The organism is Peptostreptococcus equinus, from assembly GCF_027125355.1.
Classification (GTDB): Bacteria; Bacillota; Clostridia; order Peptostreptococcales; family Peptostreptococcaceae; genus Peptostreptococcus; species Peptostreptococcus equinus.
The window spans coordinates 1,326,879-1,346,763 of record NZ_CP114052.1 but is presented as its reverse complement, the minus strand read 5'-3'; the positions used below and the strand labels follow the sequence as shown (position 1 = coordinate 1,346,763).

The window sequence follows — 19,885 nt, the reverse complement described above, 5'->3', positions numbered from 1 at the left end:
ATGGATAGAGATAAAGACAAAAATGATAAGAAGAATATTGAATATTTTAATATCGATGATAATAATGATAGTAATTTAATATATGGTGAAGAAGAAGTAAAAGACAATAAGACTATTTTTTATACAGAAGGTGATGTAGAAGAAAAAAATGACATTTTATATGGACAATCATGCCCGATAGTATACGATGATGAAAGTAAAAATATAGATGATTATCAAAGTAATATAATTTTTGAAAAAAATAAAGAAAAAAATGATTTAAATGAAATAAATAATACTGATAATAGAGACATTACAAAAAAAATACTTAATTCAATAATTGTAGATTTATTCAAGAATGTTTTAACTATAGAAGAGAAATCTATGAAATTAAGAGGTATTAAAGATCTTTCAATGAGCGAAATTCATGTAATAGATGCTATTGAAAGTGGTGATGGTAAAATGATGTCAGAGATAGCCGACATATTAGAAATCACAATGGGAACACTAACTACATCAATAACTAAATTGGAAAAAAAAGGCTATGTCTTAAGGGAAAAAGATATTTACGATAAAAGAGTAGTAATAGCAAAGCTCACTCGCAAAGGAGAGTTAATAGAAAAAATACATAAGAATTTTCATGATGAAATGATTGAACATTTGATAATTGACTTGAAATTAGATGAGGATAAGGCTCTGCTAAAAGCACTGGTAAATATCAACAACTTTTTCGTTAAAGAATATGGAGGAGATAATGTCTATTAAAATTATATCAACAGCTTCTTATACAGATGATCAAGTACTTACGAATGATGATCTAACTAAGATTGTAGATACAAATGATGAATGGATAAGAGAGAGAACTGGTATAGTTCAAAGGAAAATTTCAAAGAATAAGACTACAGAAAAAATAGCATTTCTAGCATGTAAAAAAGCAATAGAAAAGGGAGGCATTGAACCTAATCAAATAGGATTGATTCTTTTTGCATCAGTTACAAACGATACAAAAGTGCCATCATCATCATTTAATGTTCTTGGAAGATTAGGAATAAAAGAAGCTATATGTATGGATATAAATGCAGCATGTAGTGGGTTTATATATTCTCTAACTGTAGCCAAAGCCATGATGAAAATGCAAAATATAAGATATTGCTTGGTTGTAGGTTCTGAACGATTAAGTAAGGTTACAAATTGGGAAGATAGATCTACATGCATTTTATTTGGAGATGGTTCAGGGGCAGTATTATTAGAAAATGATGCTGCAAATGGAGAAATAAAACTAGATAAAAATAATTGCCAGAAGTTCTACAATATTGATTTTGAAATAAAAGATCAATATATAAAAGGAGAATATGATAAAGATTTCAATTTAATCCTAGATATGAAAAATGATATAGATGATATGTCAAATAATTATATTGAGATGAATGGCAGACAAATATATAAATTTGCAACTAAAATAGGACCTAAACTTATAAATGATTTATTAGATAAAAATAATATAAATCAAAGTGATGTGCATGCGATAATTTGCCACCAAGCAAACTTAAGAATTATAGAAAATTTATCAATAAAGACTGATATTGAAATAGATAAATGGTTTGTAAATATTGAAAAATACGGAAATACATCATCTGCAAGTGTACCTATTGCACTGGATGAATATATAACTTCATTAAAGGAAAATAATGCACATATAGAAAAAGGAAAATATGTAGTGCTATTAGCCTTTGGTGGGGGACTTAGTTATGGAGTTATATTATTAAAAGTAATATAAAAATATCAATAAAGTAAAATACAAGTAAACTATAAAAAATAAATTGAAATGGAATGGAGTAATAAAATGATAGAAAAAATAAAAGAAATATTAGCAGAACAATTAGATATAGAAATAGAAAAAATAGGCGATAATACAAATATTCAAGAAGAGTTGGAAGCTGATTCATTAGATGTTATGGATATAATGACAGAAATAGAAGAAGAATACAATATAGAAGTAGAAGATGATGCGATTGAGAAGTTAACAAGTCCTAAATTGATTGCTGATTATATTGAAAACTTAAATAAATAAAATGATTATAAAGTAGGTAGATTATGAAAATAAAAAATAATATTTGCCAGTTGTTAGGAATAAAATACCCAATATTTCAGGGAGGTATGGCATGGGTGTCTGATGCATATTTAGCTGCAGCTGTATCAAATGCAGGTGGGTTAGGTATAATTGCAGGTGGAAATGCCCCAAAAGAATGGATAGTAGAACAAATCAGATTGGCTAAAAAACTAACTGATAAACCTTTTGCTTTAAATATTATGTTGCTTAGCCCATTTATTGAAGATGTCATAGAGGCTGTAATAGAAGAAAAAGTTGAAATAGTTGTGACAGGAGCAGGTAATCCAGGAAAATATTTTAAAATATTAAATGAAGCAGGAGTCAAGATTATTCCAGTAGTTCCATCTGTTGCACAGGCAATAAGAATGGATAGAAATGATTGTGTATTGGCCATGATAGTCGAAGGAGGAGAGGCTGGTGGACATATAGGACCCAATAATACTATGTCATTATTGCCACAGGTAGTTGATAATGTAAATAAGCCGGTAATAGCGGCAGGTGGTATAGCAGATGGAAGAGGTATGGCTGCAGCTTTTTGTCTAGGAGCTAGTGGAGTACAGTTGGGCACTAGATTTATCGTAGCCGATGAGTGTAGGGCTAGCCAAGAGTATAAGGACAAGATTATACAATCTAAAGATACTTCAACAGTTGTGACAGGTCAAACTACAGGGCATCCAATTAGATGTATAAAAAATAAATTTACTAGAAAATTTTCAAAAATGGAAAAAGAATCTGTCAGCATTGACGAACTGGAGAAATTTGGTTCAGGATCTCTAAGAAAAGCCGTATTGGATGGTGACGTTGAATATGGTTCAGTAATGGCAGGGCAGTGTGCTGGTTTAGTAAACAAAAAAGAATCTTGTAAGAAAATAATTGAATCTTTAAATAATGAGTGCAAAAAAGTCTTAGGTGATTTAAATGAGTAAAATATGTATAATGTTTCCTGGTCAAGGGACACAGTATGATGGTATGGGTAAAGAAATTATTTGCTCTAAATCCTGTGAATTTGCTGAAGGAAAAGAAATATATAATAAGGCAAAGAAAATATTGGATGTAGATACGTTGGAAAAAGTATGCCAGGCAAATAATGACAATCTTGCTATGACTCGATATGGTCAAATTGCCATTTTTTTAAATTCTTTATCACTTTACAAAATTTTTGAAGAAAAACTAAAATTATATAGCGTTAACTATATAAAAAATAATGATATTAATAGTATTTATAATATGGATATAAAAGCTATGATAGGACTTAGTTTAGGTGAGTATACTGCTTTATGTGCATCAAAAAAAATGAATGTTGAAGAGTCTATTTCTTTAGTAGAAAAAAGAGGCCAGATAATGGCAGCTGCGATTAGTGAAAAGTCATCTATGATTGCTGTAATGAAAACAAGTGAGGAAAAAATAAAGGATCTAATAAATATTGTTAAAAAACAAGATTCTTATACAGATAAATCTACGCTTAGTATTTGTAATTACAACACTAAAGGACAGATTGTTATAGGTGGTGATATTAAATCATTAAAAAGTTTTGAAGAATTATCAAGACAATATTCAATAAGAAGGATAGTATATCTAGATGTAGAGGGAGCTTTTCACACTAAATTGATGTTTGATGCTTCAGAAAAATTTGAAAAATATTTGAATGAAATTACTTTTAAATCAAGTGAAATTGATGTATATTCAAATACTAATTCATTTAAATATACTGAAAGAGACGATATAGGATATATGCTTAAAAAACATATGTATTCACCAGTATTATTTGAACAAACTATAAATAATTTATTAAGAGATGGATATGATACATTTATAGAGATTGGACCAGGAAAAAGTTTAACTTCTTTTGTAAAAAAAATTGATAAAAATATTAAAGTATTCAATATAGAAAAAATAAAAGATATAGATTATGTTGTAGAAAATATAAGCCATAAATGTGAAAATATATAAATAATAAAAATTGCTTTAAAATAAGGAGGTCTTATGACTATTGAAAAAAAAGTTGCCTTTGTTACAGGAGGTAGTAGGGGAATAGGAAGAGCTATTGTTGAAAAATTTGCAGAGGAAGGATATGTCGTAGGATTTTCATATATAAATTCTAAAGAAGTAGCAAATGAACTCATAAATGAACTTAAAAATAAAAATATGGAAGTTTTTGCACTGAAATTTGATGTAAGCAATTATGTTGATTGTTGTGAGAAATTTGAGTATATATATGAGAAATATGGGAATATTGATGTATTAGTGAATAATGCAGGTATAACAAAAGACAAATTATTTATAAGAATGTCAGAGGAAGATTTTGACAAGGTAACAAATACTAATTTAAAGGGAGTATTTAACTGTATAAAACAAGTAGCAAAAAAAATGACTAAGAAAAGATCAGGTGCGATTATAAATATGTCATCTCTTGCTGGAATAGTTGGTAATGTAGGGCAGGCAAATTACTCAGCTACAAAAGCTGGAGTGATTGGTATGACTAAAACCCTTGCGGCAGAATTAGGACCATATGGAGTAAGAGTAAATGCTATAGCTCCAGGATTTATAAAAACAGATATGACAGATAAAATACCGGAAAACATTAAAGATAAAATAATTTCTAGTATACCATTAAAGATTATTGGTTATCCAAGTGATATAGCAAATCTTGCATATTTTTTGGCCAGTGATCAAGCAAAATATATAAATGGTCAGACAATAAGTGTAGATGGCGGATTATCATCAATATAAAGGAGTTTTTATGAAGAGAAGAGTAGTTGTTACTGGTGTAGGTGTAATTAGCCCACTGGGAAATGATATAAATATTTTTATAGAAAATATAAAAAAGGCTAAAAATGGTATAAAAAAAATTGAATCATTTGATACAACAAATCACAAGGTTAAATTAGCAGCAGAAATATGTGATTTTGACCCAAAAAAATTTTCTATAAATAATGCTAAGAAGAAAGATAAATTTGTTCAATATGCAATTGCAGCGGCAAAACAAGTAAAAGAAAATTCACAATATCGAATTGATGAAAGTAATGAATTTAGGACAGGTGTAATAATTGGAAGTGGAATTGGTGGATTGGAGACAATAAGTGAGGAAACTAAAAAGTACATTGAAAAAGGACCTAAAAAAGTGTCATCACACTTTATACCAAAATCTATTTCTAATATGGCCTCAGGAAGTGTTTCAATAGAACTAGGAACTAAGGGAGTTTGTTTTTCAACAGTCACAGCTTGTGCTACAGGTACTGATTCTATAGGACAAGCTTATAGGTTAATTAAAGATGGCTATCAAGATGCTATTTTTGCTGGAGGGAGTGAAGCATCTATTTGTCAAATGGGTATTGGTGGATTTGAAGCCATGTCAGCATTATCAGTATCAGAAGATGTTCAAAGAGCTTCTATACCATTTGACAAAGAAAGAGCAGGTTTTGTAATGGGAGAGGGTTCAGGAATTCTACTATTAGAATCATTAGAATCTGCAATAAAGAGAAATGCAAATATAATATGTGAGATTGTAGGATACGGTCAAACTAGTGATTCACATCATATAACTGCTCCAGATCCGACGGCTAATTCAGCATATATAGCTATGAAATTAGCCTGTGAAGATGCAGATATCAAAGCTGAAGATTTAAGTTATATAAATGCTCATGGCACGAGCACTAAATTAAATGATAATATAGAGACGCTTGCAATAAAAAAGTTATATAAAAATCAGATTGAAAATATAGCTCCTATATCATCTACAAAAAGTATGACAGGACATATGCTAGGAGCAGCGGGTGCTATAGAAGCTATAGTTTGCGCTTTTTCAGTAAAAGAGGATTTTATTGCGCCTACTATAAATTATAGAGTCAAAGATGAATTATGTGACTTGGATTATGTTACTGATGGAACTAGATATACTAAAGTTGATTATGCTATGTCAAATTCTTTGGGATTTGGAGGTCATAATTCTAGTATTATTATGAAAAAATATATTAAGTAATTTTAGGTGGTAATATGTTGGAGATAGAAGAAATAGAAAAAATAATACCTCACAGGTATCCATTTTTATTAATTGATAAAGTGATTGAAATGGATATAGGTAAGAATATAAAAGCCGTTAAATGTGTAAGTGCAAATGAAGAATTTTTTAATGGACATTTTCCTAAACATAAGGTAATGCCTGGGGTTTTATTAATAGAATCTATTGCACAAGCAGGTGCGGTTTCCATTTTATCAATGGACGAATACAAGGGAAAAATTGCATTTTTTTCAGGTATTAAGCAAGCAAAATTTAGAAGAGAAGTTAGGCCTGGTGATAAGTTAGATATTGAAGTTGAAATAATAAAACTTAGAAAAAATTACGGAATAGGTAAAGGGAAAATTTTTTGCCAAGAAGAAATATGCGTCGAGGCAGAAATAAGTTTTTTTATAAATTAATATCTTAAAGATTCAAAAATGCAATTAAAATATAATATTATAATTATTTAAAAAGAAAATATAATTATAACATAAATACTATTAAAGAGACTGTACAAAGTGAGGTTAAACTTCAATATTTGTACAGTCTTTTCTCTATTTATGCCTATATTTTCTTGGAGGTAATTATGAAAAATATAAAAATAAAAGAACTATGTGATGATCAAAAACCAGTAGAAAAAATGATGAAATTGGGAATAAAAAGTCTATCTAATTCGGAACTTTTAGCCATATTAATTAGAACAGGAAATAAAAACGACAATGCTATATCTCTAGGAACAAAAATTATAAAAAATTGTGATAAAGGCAATTCCATTAGAGATTTGGCAGATGTTAGTATAGAGGAATTATGTAATATAGTTGGTATTGGCAATACTAAGGCGTGCATAATAAAAGCAGCTATTGAGTTAGGTATAAGAGTTGCTTCTTATATACCTGAAAGATATAAAATAACAAATCCATGGGATATTTATGAGTTTTATATGGAAAAAATGCGTTACAATAAAAAAGAAATATTTAAAGTCATATTGCTAAATACTAAAAATGAGATAATAAAGGATGTTGATGTATCAGTGGGTTGTTTAAATTCATCAATAGTACATCCCAGAGAGGTATTCATAGAAGCAATTAAACATAGTGCAAATGCAATTATATTGATGCACAATCATCCATCAGGTAATCCTAATCCCTCCAAGGAAGATATTAACATTACAAAAAGATTATTTGATTCAGGGAGAATAATAGGTATTGAAGTTCTTGATCATATAATAATTGGTGAGGGAACATATGTAAGTTTGAAGGAAGAAAATATATTTTAAATATTTGTAAAAATAATAAAAAAAATATTAATAATCATTGAAATATCATTAAAACTTCTATAATTAAAAGTCTATATATGTTATACTATACTTTAGAATATTAATAATTAATAAGAATCTAAATGTATAAAAATTATTTAGATATGGGAGGTAAAAATGGGCTTTTTTGATAAGTTTTTTAAATCGAATATTAATACTATAATGACAAATGATATGGGTATTGATTTGGGAACAGTCAATACTTTAGTTTATATAAAAGGGCAAGGAATAGTAGTAGAAGAACCATCAGTTGTAGCAGTTAGAGAAGACAATAGCGAAATTTTGGCTGTTGGTCAAGCTGCAAGAGATATGGTAGGTAGAACTCCTGAAAATATTCTAGCCATCAATCCATTAAAGGAGGGTGTAATTACTGATTTTGAAGCTACACAGGCTATGTTGAGCTATTTTATTCAAAAAGGTTCAAAGGGTATAGTTAGCCCTAGAATAGTGATTTGTGTACCTTATGGAATTACAAAAGTAGAAAGAAAAGCTATTGAAGAAGCGGCTATACAAGCTGGAGGAAGAGAAGTATTCATACTTGATGAACCTATGGCTGCTGCTATTGGCGCAGGACTAAATGTAAATGATCCAGAAGGAAACATGATAGTGGATATAGGTGGAGGCACTTCTGAAATAGCAGTAATATCGTTAGGTGGGGTAGTAGTTGCTAATTCTGTAAGAATAGCAGGAGACGAATTTGATGTTTTTTTAGAAAACTATATCAGAAGAGAATATAATTTAATAGTTGGGCATAGAACAGCGCAAAAAGTAAAACATGCAATAGGCTCAGCATTTCCAAGTCAAGAAGAATTGGAAATGACTGTAAGTGGTAAAGATATACTAACTGGCCTACCAAAGACTATTACTTTAGGGTCTACAGAAGTTAGAGAAGCTTTAAAGTTACCGATTGAAGAAATTATAGAGGCTATAAAGACTACTCTAGAGCAAACACCTCCAGAATTAGCATCAGATATAATGGAAAAAGGAATATTACTAACAGGTGGAGGAGCATTGTTAAAAGGTCTAGATTTATTAATATCATCAGAAACTAATCTAAATGTTACATTAGCAGAAAATCCACTTCAAAGTGTAGTATTAGGTGCTGGAAAATCTATAGAAAATGAAGATATTTTCCACAGTATTGTAATGATGAATTCTGAAAGTTAGTTGGTGAGATAAGTGAAGTTAAGCAAAAATAATAAGACAAAGCTAAGTAGAAAATTGCTTGCGTCTATAAGTATAATTGCGCTAACTATTGCTATAACAGCAGTGTCTTTTTCAAATTCAGGAAGATTAGATTTAGTTGAGTCAAATGTTGCATTTCGTCTATTTTATGGATTTGGTAAGCATTTAAATAATGTTGTAATTGGAGTTGGAGATTTTGCAGGTGATATAGTTCATTTTAAGTCAAATGCAGATAAGTTAGATGAATTAAAACTAGAAAATGAAAAATTAAGGCAAGAAGTAATAAACCTGAAAAGTGATAAAAACAAACTAGATAGTTTAGATAATTTGAAAAAATCATTGAACTATGTTCAAGAGGATCAAAAAAATAAATTAGTGTCAACTAATATAATAGGTAAAAATGATGGGGACTGGTATAAATCATTTATTATAGATGCAGGATCCGACAGTGGAATTGAAAAAAATAGCATTGTAATAAATGGCGATGGTGTAGTAGGTATTGTTTATAGCGTAAATAATAAATATTCTAAGGCAATTTCTTTAGTAGATTCTAGAGCATCTGTTGGATTTAAAATTTCTGGTAAAGAAAATACCAAAGGTGTTATTACAACATCTTCTGCTATTGGTAGCTCTGAAATTACAAGTGTAAAGAAATCACTACAGGCATATCTATTTGATGCAAAAGCACCAGTTAAAGAAGGTGATTTGTTGGTAACTTCAGGAATGGGATTATACCCAGAAAATATACCAATAGGAAAAGTTACTGAAGTAATGTATAACAAAAATAAGTCTATGAAAACAATAAAAATTAAACCACAGGTAGATTTTAAAAATCTAGATACTGTAAGTGTTATACCTCCTAGAAGGGTTGAATAGGTGAGAATATGAAAAATATTATATTATTTTTAATAGGCTTATTATTGATCTTTGTAGAAGTTTTTTTTACTAATTTTATTTTTAGTGGGGTCAGCGTAAATTTATTGTTGATATATATAGTATTTATATCTCTATATATAGATATGAATGATTCAATGATATTGGGTTCTTTACTAGGGCTATTAGGGGATTTATTAGCAGGTGGTATAATTGGTATTAACGCCTGCTTATTTGTTGGTACAGCCTATTTAATTGCAAATGTAGAAAAAACAATATTTAAAGACGATAGAAAGATTGTGTGCTTGCTTGTCGTATTGACAAGTGCTATATTTTCAATAATTAATGCATTGGTGGCAGCTATATTTTTTGTATCGCCACCTTTATTAGTTGGCTTTATAAAGGCTGTACTGATAATTCCTATATTGAATGGAGGAGTTGCATATATAGCATACACTTTATTTAGCGATCGTTTAATTAAGTTAAGGAAAGAGTAGTGGTAAATTGAGTAGAAACTTTATTTTGAAGAAAAGATTAAAAAATATCAATAAAATAATTTTGATAATACTAGCTATAGTTTTTGGGAAGATTTTCTATATGACTACCTTTATGCACGAGCACTATTCTACTTTAGCGGATCAAAAAACCTACAAGCAGATTAAAGTGCAAGCTCCCAGAGGTGAGATTAGAGATAGAAATGGAATACTGTTAGCTGGAAATCAGCCAGAATTCACAGCTCAAATTATAGCAGATTCATTTAATAAAAAGGGAGTGGATAAAAATACATATCAAAACAAAGCGTCTTATTCATTAATAAATATATTAGAAAAGAATAAAGAAAAATATGTTGATGAATTTCCTATTGTAATTAATGGAAATTCTTATGTATATACATTTGATAAAAAGATAAGTGATTTTAAGAGAGAAAATAATATACCTCAAACTTATGAAGCTAAGAAAACTTTTTATTTGATTGTTGATGAACTTATTAAAGATGGACAATTGACAATGTCTGACAGAGATAAGGATCCTACAGAATTGCAAAAGAAGCTTAATTCTTTGGGTTATTATCCACCTATAATGGTAAGTGAGTGGATATTTACAGAACAAAAAAATAAAAATGATTGGCTTGAAGGGTATAAGCTGAAATCTGATGTAAGTGCACAAGAGGCATTTAATTTAATTAGATCTAAGTACTATAAGATAGATTCAGCTATGTCTGATTCTGAAGCTAGAAAAATTATGCTGATTAGAGATATGATAAAATCTAAGGTATATACTCAATATAATCCTGTGACAGTGGCCAAAGGATTAAAAAATGAGACAGTAGTAGAGATAGAAGAGAATTCAATGAACTTATCAGGTGTATCTGTAGCAGTTCAACAAAAAAGAGTATATCCGAATGCAGAAGAGGCAGCTCATATTTTAGGTTATGTAGGAAAAATACCTTCAGAGGGAGCTGAGGATTATGTAAAAAAAGGATATTTTGCTGATGATTCAATTGGTCTCGCTGGTATTGAAAAATCTTATGAAAGCAAATTAAAAGGCGAAAATGGATATAAAGAGGTTAAGGTAGATAGTGTAGGTAGAGTTATTGAAGAGATGAAATCTGTAAGTCCTACAAGCGGAGATACTGTTTATTTGACTATAGATAGTAAAGTACAAAAAACTTCCGATGAATCTTTAAAAAAGGCTATAGAATCAGCAAAATCTGGTTCGGCATTTGAAAGCAAGTTTGGAAGTATAAAAGTTGGTATGAGTGCACCAAATGCAAAATCAGGGGCACTGATAGCAGTTGATGTAAATAATGGAGATGTATTGGCTATGTCAAGTTATCCGTCATATGATCCTAATAAATTTGCAGATGGAATAAGTAAGGATGACTATAATGAATATATTCCAAAAAATCAAAATGATATATTAGCTGCTAATCCATTAATAAATCTGGCCACGCAGGGAGTATTCCAACCAGGTTCTGTATTTAAAATGATTACAGGTGTTGCGGCATTAGAATCAGGGCTTAGCACCTCGTACACAATAAATGATCCAGGCTTTATTAAATTTGGTAATAAAATATTTGCGGATTATGTTTGGCACCATGAAAAGAAAAATCACGGAATAGTGGATATTTATAAAGCATTACAAGAATCTTGTAATATTTTCTTTTTTGTAATTGGTAGTGATAGAAATTGGATGACAGGTCAAGATTTGCATCTAGGTATGGGAGCAAAAAAAATACTAGAGTACGCCAAGAAGTTTGGCTTAGACTCACCGACAGGACTTGAAGATGAAATAGAAGCTAGGAATGGTAGAGTACCTAGTGAGCGACAAAAGATTGAAAGTACTAAAATTCAATTAAAGAATAATCTAGATAAATTAATGAGAACACATTTTTATCAAATAGATTATGAGAGTGATAATTCAAAATTTGAAGAAAAAATAATGAGAATTGTGTCATGGGCTGATGAAGATAAAGCAATAGGCAGAGTTGAAGCTATGAATAGACTAAAAAAATTAGGCGTTAAGGACCAATATATAGAAAAAGACGCAGATAATATAGTATATAGCTATCTGAAATTTGCTAAATGGGGCGTAGGTGATACATTTAATTTAGCTATTGGTCAAGGTGAAAATGCTTATACGCCTGCACAGGTAGTAAGATACACTTCAGCATTAGCAAATGGTGGATACTTGGTAGATTTAAATTTAGTTAACAAATCTGTTGATAATAAAGGTAAAGTAATAGAAGAGTCTAAGAGAAAATTAAAAAAAATAGATTTAAAAGATGATTCTAACTTAGAAAAAATTAAAGTTGGAATGGTTAGAGTATCAACTGATGGTCTTGCAAAAACAGCATTTTCTAATTTCCCAATAAAAGTAGCATCAAAAACAGGTACAGCAGAAAAATCGGGAAAAATACCTACAGAAAATGAATTTGAATATCTAAAAAGTCATTTAGACTCATATAACGTAGATAAAAATCAGGTAATGAAGATATATGAAGAACTAAAGAATAAAAGAGAAGGCCAATTAGTTAAGGAAAAAGAGGAGTCTATTAAAGCAAAGATAAAAAATCCAGACACTGATTCTGATATAAGAAAGAAACTGGAAAAAGAATTGAAAGATGGCATTAAAATTAAGATTGATAAATCTGATAAGGAAACTTCTTCATTGCTTAGAAGAGCAATAAAAGAAGTAAATACAAATATTAGTAATGATGAGATTGATAGATTTAAATCTGATTATGGAGCATTTGGTTGGTTTGTAGCCTATGCACCAGCAGATAATCCTAAGATTGCAGTGGCATGTATGATTCCTCAAGGAGAAACTAGTTCTTATGCAGTATTACCAGTTAGAGAGGTAATTGCAGAATACTTTGGTTTAAAGAAAGATGATATCAAGGTGATGACAGAAGAAGAAACAAAGAATGAATCAAAAAGTAATAGTATAAACAAAGAAAAAAACAAGAATTATCAGAATGAAAATAACAATGATGGAGAAACAGAGGGTTCAATAGGTATAGAATAAATTATGGAAGGCAGGAATATATGAAAAGAATAGATTACAATAAAAAATTTAGATTCCTTAAATCCATAGATTGGAAATTAACTTTAATTGTTAGTTCAATATTTATATATGGCCTGATTGTGCTTAGTAGTGCAACGCATGCTAATGTAACAGGTGATTTTACACAGATATATAAACAGTTGACAGCGTTTATTATAGGCATAATTATAATAGCTGTAATCCTTCTTTTTGACTACAATAATATTGGTAAATATCATAGGACATTGTACATAGTCAGTATTTTACTTTTGGCAGTAGTAATGATACCAGGAGTAGGAAATACACAGTTCGGTGCTAAATCGTGGATTAAGATTGGATCATTTAATTTTCAAACATCTGAACTTGTAAAAACAACATTTACATTATGTTTTGCAAGTGTTGTAGACAAAAATAAAAAAACTATTAATGACCCGAAAACACTTTTAAAACTTATAGGTTATATGGCACCTTTTATAATACTTTTACTGTTACAACCAGATCTTGGAACAGCTATAGTATTTATGTTTATAAGCTTTTTCATGATTTACAGTGCTGGATTAGACAATAAAATACTTAGAAAAATATTAATAGCTTTACTAATATTGACTCCTATAATGTTTTTGTTTATGGCTCCCCATCAAAGAGTGAGAATAACTAACTTCTTTAATCCAGAGTCATCTACAAATTATCAGGTATTACAATCAATGATTGCGATTGGATCAGGTGGTTTATTGGGTAAAGGGCTATATAATGGCTCACAAAATCAAGAAAATTTCCTACCAGTAAGAGATAGTGACTTTATTTTTGCTGTAATAGGTGAGGAGTTAGGTCTAATAGGAATGCTAGTAATGCTGATTCTATTTGCATTATTAATAACAAGATTATTGATGATAGCTAAAAAATCTAAAAACTCATATGGAACATATATAGTAATGGGTATCACAGGTATGTTTGTATATCAAGTAATACAAAACATTGGCATGACAGTTGGACTTATGCCAGTCACTGGTGTAACTCTACCATTTGTAAGTTATGGAGGTAGTTCATTACTGACATCTATGGCTAATATAGGCATAGTACTTAATATTTTTTTAAGAAGAAGGAATACAAATTTATTTAAGTTAAAGTAAGTAATTTGGAGGGAAGCAATTGAAGAGAGTTGATTTAAAAAAAATCCTTAAAAGGGTAGAAAAACCATCTAGATATATTGGTAATGAGTTAAATACAACTCATAAAGATACTAGAAGCGTAGATTTAATCAGGTATGCACATTGCTTTCCTGACTTATATGAAATAGGTATGAGTCACCTTGGAAGTCATATTTTATATAACTCTATAAATTTAGATGAAGATATATTTTGCGAAAGAGTATATGCTCCTGCACTAGATATGGAAGAGCAGATGCGAGAGAATAATATAGGCTTATTTGCATTAGAATCAAGAGAAGAAATTAGATATTTTGATTTTGTAGCCTTTACACTTCAGTATGAAATGTGCTATACAAATATATTAAATATGATGGATTTGGCAGGTATACCAAAGCTTAGAACAGATAGAAAAAATGGAGATCCTTTTATAATGGTAGGAGGATCATGTGCTTATAATTCTGAGCCTTTATCTGACTTTGTAGATATTGTTGTGCTTGGTGAAGGAGAGGAATTAAATTTAGAAGTAATTAATGAGTATAAGAAATGGATAAGAGAAAAGCCTTATGAAAATGGAAAAAATAGAGAAGATTTTTATCAAAGAATTGTAGGGATTGATGGAGTATATATACCATCATATTACGAATTTGAATATTATGAAGATGGTATGATTAAAGAGTTTAATAAAATAAATCCTATCGCTCCAGATAAAGTAAGGAAAAGAATAATAAATGACATGGATAGAGTAGAATATCCGGAAAAGTTAATTGTACCTTATATAGAAACAGTCCACGATAGAATAGTATTGGAACTTTTTAGAGGTTGTACTAGGGGGTGTAGATTTTGCCAGGCAGGAATGATATATAGACCTATCAGAGAAAAATCTTTTGAAAGATTAAAAGAGATAGTAAATAACATGATAGATAATACTGGATATGATGAGATTTCTTTATCATCTTTGAGCACTAGTGACTATTCTGCTATAGATGATATAACTGATTATCTAGTGGATAACTTTGCTGATGAAAATATTGGAGTGTCGTTACCTTCGCTTAGATTGGATAATTTCTCTATGGAACTTGCTGAAAAGGTTCAACAAGTAAGAAAAACAGGACTGACATTTGCACCAGAAGCAGGAACTCAGCGTATGAGAAATGTAATAAACAAAGGGGTACATGAAAATGATCTGTACGATGCTCTATCAAAGGCTTTTTCAATGGGATGGCATAGTGTTAAATTGTATTTTATGATTGGTCTACCAACAGAGACATATGAAGATTTGGATGGAATTAGAGAGTTAGCCTATCAGGCTATAGATGTATATAAGGAAATAAATGGTCCAAGATTGGGTGGTAAATTTAATGTGACAGTAAGTACTTCAACATTTGTGCCAAAACCTTTTACTCCTTTCCAATGGCACGGACAAGATACAAACCAAATGGTAAAAGATAAACAAAACTATTTAAAAGATAGATTAAAACACGGATGTATAAAATATGCTTATCATGACTCTCAAACAAGTTTAATGGAAGCTGTATTTGCAAGAGGTGATAGAAGGCTCGGAAAAGTACTGCTTGATGCCTATAATATGGGAGCGAAATTTGATGGTTGGGGTCAGCATTTCAATTTAGAAATCTGGTTAAAAGCTATGGAGAAGAATAATTTAGATCCAAGCTTTTATGCACATAGACAAAGAGAATATGATGAAAAATTTCCTTGGGATCACGTAGATGTAGGAGTAACGAAGGAGTTTCTTATTAGAGAAAATGAGTTAGCAAAGCAGGCAACTGAAACAAAGGATTGTAGAGGCGGGTGTAATGCTTGTGGTGTAAATACTAATGATATAGGAAGGGGGCTTTGTTAATGTCAAAAACTTTTAGAATAAAGTTTATAAAAGTAGGTGATATGATTTATATATCACATTTGGATTTACAAAGGCTACTTCAAAGAGTGTTTAGAAGAGCCAAAATAAAAATAGAATATTCAAATGGTTATAATCCGCATCCTAAAATAAGTTATGGTAATGCATTAGCTTTGGGAATTGAAAGTTATGGTGAGTATTTGGATATTGAGATAGAAGATGAAGATATTAAAGGTGATGAATTATTAGATAGATTAAATTTAGCACTTCCAAATGGAATTGAATTTTTAAAATGTGTAGAACTTGAACAAGGAGAAAAAGCACTTGCAGCAAATATAGAGTTTGGAGACTATATATTTGTAATTGAAAATATTAATAAATATTCAAAAGAACAAGTTGATAAATATATTGGAGAATTACTGCAAAAAGAAGAAATAAATTTAGAAAAGTTAAATAAAAAGAAAAAGTTGGTACAAGTTGATATTAGACCATTAATAAAAAAACTATACTTATTTGATATTAATCAAGATGAAATAAGTATAGGCGCACTTTTGGCTACTGGTTCAAGACAAAATCTAAATACTAATATTTTTATACCTCTTTTATTAAAATACTTAAATATTGATTTGGATCCTTTAGATGTTCATATAATTAGAAAAGATTTATATTTCTATAGTAATGGGCGCTTAGTGAATCCTTTATAGGTTAAAGATATGAGAGAATTTTATATAGAAAGATTCATAAATTCTTCAAAATTAGCCGTGCTTGAGGATGGAAAAATTGAAGAATTAATAATAGATGATAAAGTATCAAATATTAGTGTCAAGGATGTTTATTCCGGAAAAGTAGTTAAATTATTAAAATCTATGGATGCATGCTTTATTGATATTGGTAATTCTCAACTAGCTTATTTAAAATATCCAAAAAATAAAAAAATTTATGAAAATGATAGGTTGCTTGTTCAAGTAATTAAGCTGGCAAAAGGAGATAAAAAACCAAGTCTTAGTCTAGAAATAAGTTTATCTGGAAGATATCTAGTTTATATACCAGATAATTCTAAACTAGTTTTTTCCAATAAAATTGAAAAAAAAGAAGAGATAGACAGATTAAAAAAAATAATGGAGGAAATATCGCCGAGTAATCAATCTTTTTTGTTGAGAACTAATGCCATAAATGCTAGTAAAAAAGAAATAAAAGAAGATTTGACCATATTGTTAGATAGATATCAAAAAATAGAAAAAAAGTTCAATGAAACAAATGACTTAAGTCTTATTTATTCAGATTCAAATTCAGTAGATAAATATATTCAAGAACATTTAAATAGAGACTTAAATAAGATTGTTTACTATGACTGCTATGAAAATAGGCAAATAAGAAATATAGTTAAATCAATTGATAATTCATATCTTGATAAATTAGAAAAGTCAAATTCAATAGATGTATTCAGAGATTATGGAATTGAAAATAAGATTGAAAAATATTTAAAAAAGACAATTCATTTAAAATCTGGATCATGGTTTACTGTCGAATTTACTGAGGCTATGACGATAATTGATGTCAATTCTGGCAAATATATAGGACATAGCAATTATGAAAATACAATTTTTAGAGTTAATAAAGAGTGTGCTAGGGAAATTGCAAATCAAATAATAGTTAGAAATCTATATGGTATAATTTTAGTCGATTTTATAGATATGAAAGATGAAAAACAGAGACAAGAAGTAATTGATATTATGATTAAATATCTTTCTAAATCATCTATAAAATTTAATATACATGGTTTTACTAAGTTAGGAATAATGGAAATATCAAGAAGACGTGAAGGAAATTCTCTACACTCCTATTACTTTGATTGTAATAAATACGTAAAAGAGGCCGTAACTTATTCAATTAACTATATAGTTGACCATTTAGAAAGAAAGATTATACATGATATTGTACATACTAAAAATAATAATTTAATTGAGCTTAATATAAATAAAGAAGAGTATGATTTCATTATTTCAAACAGACCAATGGTATTTGGCGACTTTGAAAATAAATATAATATAAAAGTTGAAATTAATAAAATATAAGTAATAAAAAAGACTAGGGTGTGATTTTATATGATAATATATAAATCAATGACTAGTCTTTTTATATTATTTATATTCAATAAAATTGGAAATGATTAACTAATCTTCGTATGGTATTTCAATAGTTATTCCGTCATAAGCTATAATAGAATTTTTGAATAAAGATTTAGTAAAATCTTCAAATAATTCTGGTTTACTTACTGAAGGCGAAAAATGTGTTAATAGTAATTTTTTAGAATTGGATTTGTTTGCCAGGTTACATGTTTCTCTAAAAGTCATATGTTTATTTTTTACAGCTTTTCCAATATCCATATCGTCTGAATACATAGCCTCACATATAAAAATTGAGCTATCTTTTGCAAATGTTTCAATTTCTTTTATTGGCCTAGTATCGGTAACGTAAGTTAATTTTATACCCTTTCTCTCCTTATCAAGGACCATATCAGGAGTATATGTTTTATTATTGTAGTAAAAAGTTTGACCTTTTTGAAGATTTTTCCAAAGACTTTTTGGAACATTGTTGAATAGAGCTTTTTTAACAGAAAAAGATCTATTTCTCTTAAAATATAAACTATATCCTAGACATTCAACAGAATGCTCTAATTCCAATACATCAATTTCAATTTCGTTGTAAATAGGCATATTAACAGAAAATTTGCCTATTGGATTTTCTATTACATTCAACCCATAAGGTAGTCCTTCCCATAAAATCATCATAGCTTTTATAGCTCTTTTAATACCTTTTGGTCCTACTATTATCAATGGATCCCTTTTTTCGGCATTTCCCAAAGAGGATAATAGGCCAAGTAGTCCGTTGATATGGTCACCATGAAGGTGTGTAATGAGTACCAAATCAATACCTTTAAAACCAGTCCCTAAATTTTTCATAGAAATTTGGGTACCTTCACCACAATCTATCAATATTTTTTTACCTTTATAATTAATCAGTGAACATGAACAAAATCTACTTGGAGATGGTACATTTCCACCGCAACCTAACATAGTAATGTTTACCATTTTATCACCACCTATCTGAAAACATTAATATTAATTTAATATACAGACTATATTATAATATAAAATCTGTATATTTACCATTATTGCCTATGATATAATGTTTAAGAAAGGACGTGAAATAATGCCAAATATAAGTGCTATAGAGTATCAAAAAAGAAATAAAGACAGGATAAATTTATTTGTAGATGGACAGTATTTTATGTCTATGTATGTTCAAATGGTGTACAAATACTCATTAAAGATAGGTGATGAAATCGATAAGGACAAGATGGGTCAAATAATTAAGGCAGATAATTTAGAAAAAGCTAAAAATATAGCTCTAAATTTTATATCTAGATCTGAAAAGTCTGAATCAAAAATTAGAGAAAAATTGGAAGATAAATTTGATGATGAAATAATACAAGAGGTATTAGAATTTCTAAAAAAATATTCTTTTTTAGATGATAAAAGGTTTGCAAAAAGAATAATGAATAATAGCTTAAATTTTAAGAGAGTAGGAAAAAATAGAATAAAACAAGATCTCTACAATAAAGGTATAAAAAGTTCTGATATTGAAAATATAATTGATCAAGTAGATTATAGTCAGGAATTAGATAATGCAATTTATTTAGCTGAAAAAAAATACAATAAGATTAAAGAAACTGACAAATTTAAAGTTAGAAATAAAATATACCAATATTTAGCATATAGGGGTTTTTCTTATGAGATTATTAATAAAGCCGTAAGACATATAGAAAATCAAAATAATATTTTATAAAAAAACAAATTAGACTTAATCTATT

The 19,885-nt window shown here is 29.1% G+C and carries 19 protein-coding genes; 18 read left to right on the top strand and 1 reads right to left on the bottom strand.

Translation table 11 applies throughout. The features are described from left to right. The 17 genes from O0R46_RS06690 (at position 1) to O0R46_RS06610 (ending at position 18,086) form a co-directional block, all read left to right on the top strand. Complete coding sequence (locus tag O0R46_RS06690; RefSeq protein ID WP_269310960.1) at positions 1–744, top strand: MarR family winged helix-turn-helix transcriptional regulator; 744 nt, start codon at positions 1–3, stop codon at positions 742–744. Further along, positions 734–1,756 (top strand): beta-ketoacyl-ACP synthase 3, encoded by a 1,023-nt coding sequence (locus O0R46_RS06685; protein ID WP_269310959.1) that lies wholly within the window; start codon positions 734–736, stop codon positions 1,754–1,756. Before O0R46_RS06690 ends, O0R46_RS06685 begins: the two co-directional genes overlap by 11 nt. Before the next feature lie 66 nt (positions 1,757–1,822). Next, positions 1,823–2,050, top strand: a complete 228-nt coding sequence (locus O0R46_RS06680) for an acyl carrier protein (protein ID WP_269310958.1) — start codon at positions 1,823–1,825, stop codon at positions 2,048–2,050. A gap of 23 nt (positions 2,051–2,073) precedes the next feature. After that, positions 2,074–3,015 carry an enoyl-[acyl-carrier-protein] reductase FabK gene (gene fabK / locus O0R46_RS06675; RefSeq protein WP_269310957.1) on the top strand — a complete coding sequence of 314 codons (942 nt, stop codon included), beginning with the start codon at positions 2,074–2,076 and terminating at the stop codon, positions 3,013–3,015. Then, a complete protein-coding gene (locus O0R46_RS06670; protein ID WP_269310956.1) occupies positions 3,008–4,039 on the top strand; it encodes an ACP S-malonyltransferase in 1,032 nt (343 codons plus the stop codon). The genes fabK and O0R46_RS06670 overlap by 8 nt, the downstream gene beginning before the upstream one ends. Before the next feature lie 33 nt (positions 4,040–4,072). Next, positions 4,073–4,819 (top strand): 3-oxoacyl-[acyl-carrier-protein] reductase, encoded by a 747-nt coding sequence (gene fabG, locus O0R46_RS06665; protein ID WP_269310955.1) that lies wholly within the window; start codon positions 4,073–4,075, stop codon positions 4,817–4,819. A gap of 10 nt (positions 4,820–4,829) precedes the next feature. Then, positions 4,830–6,068, top strand: coding sequence for a beta-ketoacyl-ACP synthase II (gene fabF, locus O0R46_RS06660; protein ID WP_269310954.1), 1,239 nt, complete (start codon positions 4,830–4,832; stop codon positions 6,066–6,068). A 14-nt stretch (positions 6,069–6,082) separates the two neighbouring features. Continuing rightward, a complete protein-coding gene (gene fabZ, locus O0R46_RS06655; protein ID WP_269310953.1) occupies positions 6,083–6,505 on the top strand; it encodes a 3-hydroxyacyl-ACP dehydratase FabZ in 423 nt (140 codons plus the stop codon). A gap of 167 nt (positions 6,506–6,672) precedes the next feature. Next, the gene (radC, locus tag O0R46_RS06650) at positions 6,673–7,362 is read left to right on the top strand and encodes a RadC family protein (protein ID WP_269310952.1); all 690 of its coding nucleotides are present in this window, start codon (positions 6,673–6,675) and stop codon (positions 7,360–7,362) included. A gap of 156 nt (positions 7,363–7,518) precedes the next feature. Further along, positions 7,519–8,568: a rod shape-determining protein gene (mreB, locus tag O0R46_RS06645; RefSeq protein ID WP_269310951.1), complete on the top strand. Its 1,050-nt coding sequence runs from the start codon at positions 7,519–7,521 to the stop codon at positions 8,566–8,568. Positions 8,569–8,580: 12 nt separating this feature from the next. Next, positions 8,581–9,462 (top strand): rod shape-determining protein MreC, encoded by an 882-nt coding sequence (mreC, locus tag O0R46_RS06640; protein ID WP_269310950.1) that lies wholly within the window; start codon positions 8,581–8,583, stop codon positions 9,460–9,462. An 8-nt stretch (positions 9,463–9,470) separates the two neighbouring features. Beyond that, positions 9,471–9,956, top strand: a complete 486-nt coding sequence (mreD, locus tag O0R46_RS06635; RefSeq protein ID WP_269310948.1) for a rod shape-determining protein MreD — start codon at positions 9,471–9,473, stop codon at positions 9,954–9,956. 25 nt (positions 9,957–9,981) lie between these two features. Further along, a complete protein-coding gene (locus O0R46_RS06630; RefSeq protein ID WP_269310946.1) occupies positions 9,982–12,987 on the top strand; it encodes a penicillin-binding transpeptidase domain-containing protein in 3,006 nt (1,001 codons plus the stop codon). Positions 12,988–13,007: 20 nt separating this feature from the next. Beyond that, positions 13,008–14,135 (top strand): rod shape-determining protein RodA, encoded by a 1,128-nt coding sequence (gene rodA, locus O0R46_RS06625; RefSeq protein WP_269310945.1) that lies wholly within the window; start codon positions 13,008–13,010, stop codon positions 14,133–14,135. 19 nt (positions 14,136–14,154) lie between these two features. Further along, entirely contained in the window at positions 14,155–16,014 is a 1,860-nt protein-coding gene (locus tag O0R46_RS06620) for a TIGR03960 family B12-binding radical SAM protein (RefSeq protein ID WP_269310944.1), read from the top strand. Next, positions 16,014–16,715, top strand: a complete 702-nt coding sequence (locus tag O0R46_RS06615; RefSeq protein ID WP_269310943.1) for a TIGR03936 family radical SAM-associated protein — start codon at positions 16,014–16,016, stop codon at positions 16,713–16,715. The genes O0R46_RS06620 and O0R46_RS06615 overlap by 1 nt, the downstream gene beginning before the upstream one ends. A gap of 9 nt (positions 16,716–16,724) precedes the next feature. Next, positions 16,725–18,086: a ribonuclease E/G gene (locus tag O0R46_RS06610; protein WP_269310942.1), complete on the top strand. Its 1,362-nt coding sequence runs from the start codon at positions 16,725–16,727 to the stop codon at positions 18,084–18,086. Positions 18,087–18,185: 99 nt separating this feature from the next. Here the strand turns inward: O0R46_RS06610 and O0R46_RS06605 are convergent, their stop codons facing one another. Continuing rightward, positions 18,186–19,103: a ribonuclease Z gene (locus O0R46_RS06605; protein ID WP_269310941.1), complete on the bottom strand. Its 918-nt coding sequence runs from the start codon at positions 19,101–19,103 to the stop codon at positions 18,186–18,188. Positions 19,104–19,224: 121 nt separating this feature from the next. Here O0R46_RS06605 and recX point away from each other — a divergent pair, with 121 nt between their 5' ends. After that, positions 19,225–19,860 carry a recombination regulator RecX gene (gene recX / locus O0R46_RS06600; RefSeq protein ID WP_269310940.1) on the top strand — a complete coding sequence of 212 codons (636 nt, stop codon included), beginning with the start codon at positions 19,225–19,227 and terminating at the stop codon, positions 19,858–19,860. Positions 19,861–19,885 lie beyond the last annotated feature (25 nt).

Bases quoted from the DNA above. Each gene is read 5' to 3' on its own strand.
- O0R46_RS06690 (WP_269310960.1), top strand. From the start codon at position 1: ATGGATAGAGATAAAGACAAAAATGATAAGAAGAATATTGAATATTTT.
- O0R46_RS06685 (WP_269310959.1), top strand. From the start codon at position 734: ATGTCTATTAAAATTATATCAACAGCTTCTTATACAGATGATCAAGTA.
- O0R46_RS06680 (WP_269310958.1), top strand. From the start codon at position 1,823: ATGATAGAAAAAATAAAAGAAATATTAGCAGAACAATTAGATATAGAA.
- fabK (WP_269310957.1), top strand. From the start codon at position 2,074: ATGAAAATAAAAAATAATATTTGCCAGTTGTTAGGAATAAAATACCCA.
- O0R46_RS06670 (WP_269310956.1), top strand. From the start codon at position 3,008: ATGAGTAAAATATGTATAATGTTTCCTGGTCAAGGGACACAGTATGAT.
- fabG (WP_269310955.1), top strand. From the start codon at position 4,073: ATGACTATTGAAAAAAAAGTTGCCTTTGTTACAGGAGGTAGTAGGGGA.
- fabF (WP_269310954.1), top strand. From the start codon at position 4,830: ATGAAGAGAAGAGTAGTTGTTACTGGTGTAGGTGTAATTAGCCCACTG.
- fabZ (WP_269310953.1), top strand. From the start codon at position 6,083: ATGTTGGAGATAGAAGAAATAGAAAAAATAATACCTCACAGGTATCCA.
- radC (WP_269310952.1), top strand. From the start codon at position 6,673: ATGAAAAATATAAAAATAAAAGAACTATGTGATGATCAAAAACCAGTA.
- mreB (WP_269310951.1), top strand. From the start codon at position 7,519: ATGGGCTTTTTTGATAAGTTTTTTAAATCGAATATTAATACTATAATG.
- mreD (WP_269310948.1), top strand. From the start codon at position 9,471: ATGAAAAATATTATATTATTTTTAATAGGCTTATTATTGATCTTTGTA.
- rodA (WP_269310945.1), top strand. From the start codon at position 13,008: ATGAAAAGAATAGATTACAATAAAAAATTTAGATTCCTTAAATCCATA.
- O0R46_RS06615 (WP_269310943.1), top strand. From the start codon at position 16,014: ATGTCAAAAACTTTTAGAATAAAGTTTATAAAAGTAGGTGATATGATT.
- O0R46_RS06610 (WP_269310942.1), top strand. From the start codon at position 16,725: ATGAGAGAATTTTATATAGAAAGATTCATAAATTCTTCAAAATTAGCC.
- O0R46_RS06605 (WP_269310941.1), bottom strand. From the start codon at position 19,103: ATGGTAAACATTACTATGTTAGGTTGCGGTGGAAATGTACCATCTCCA.
- recX (WP_269310940.1), top strand. From the start codon at position 19,225: ATGCCAAATATAAGTGCTATAGAGTATCAAAAAAGAAATAAAGACAGG.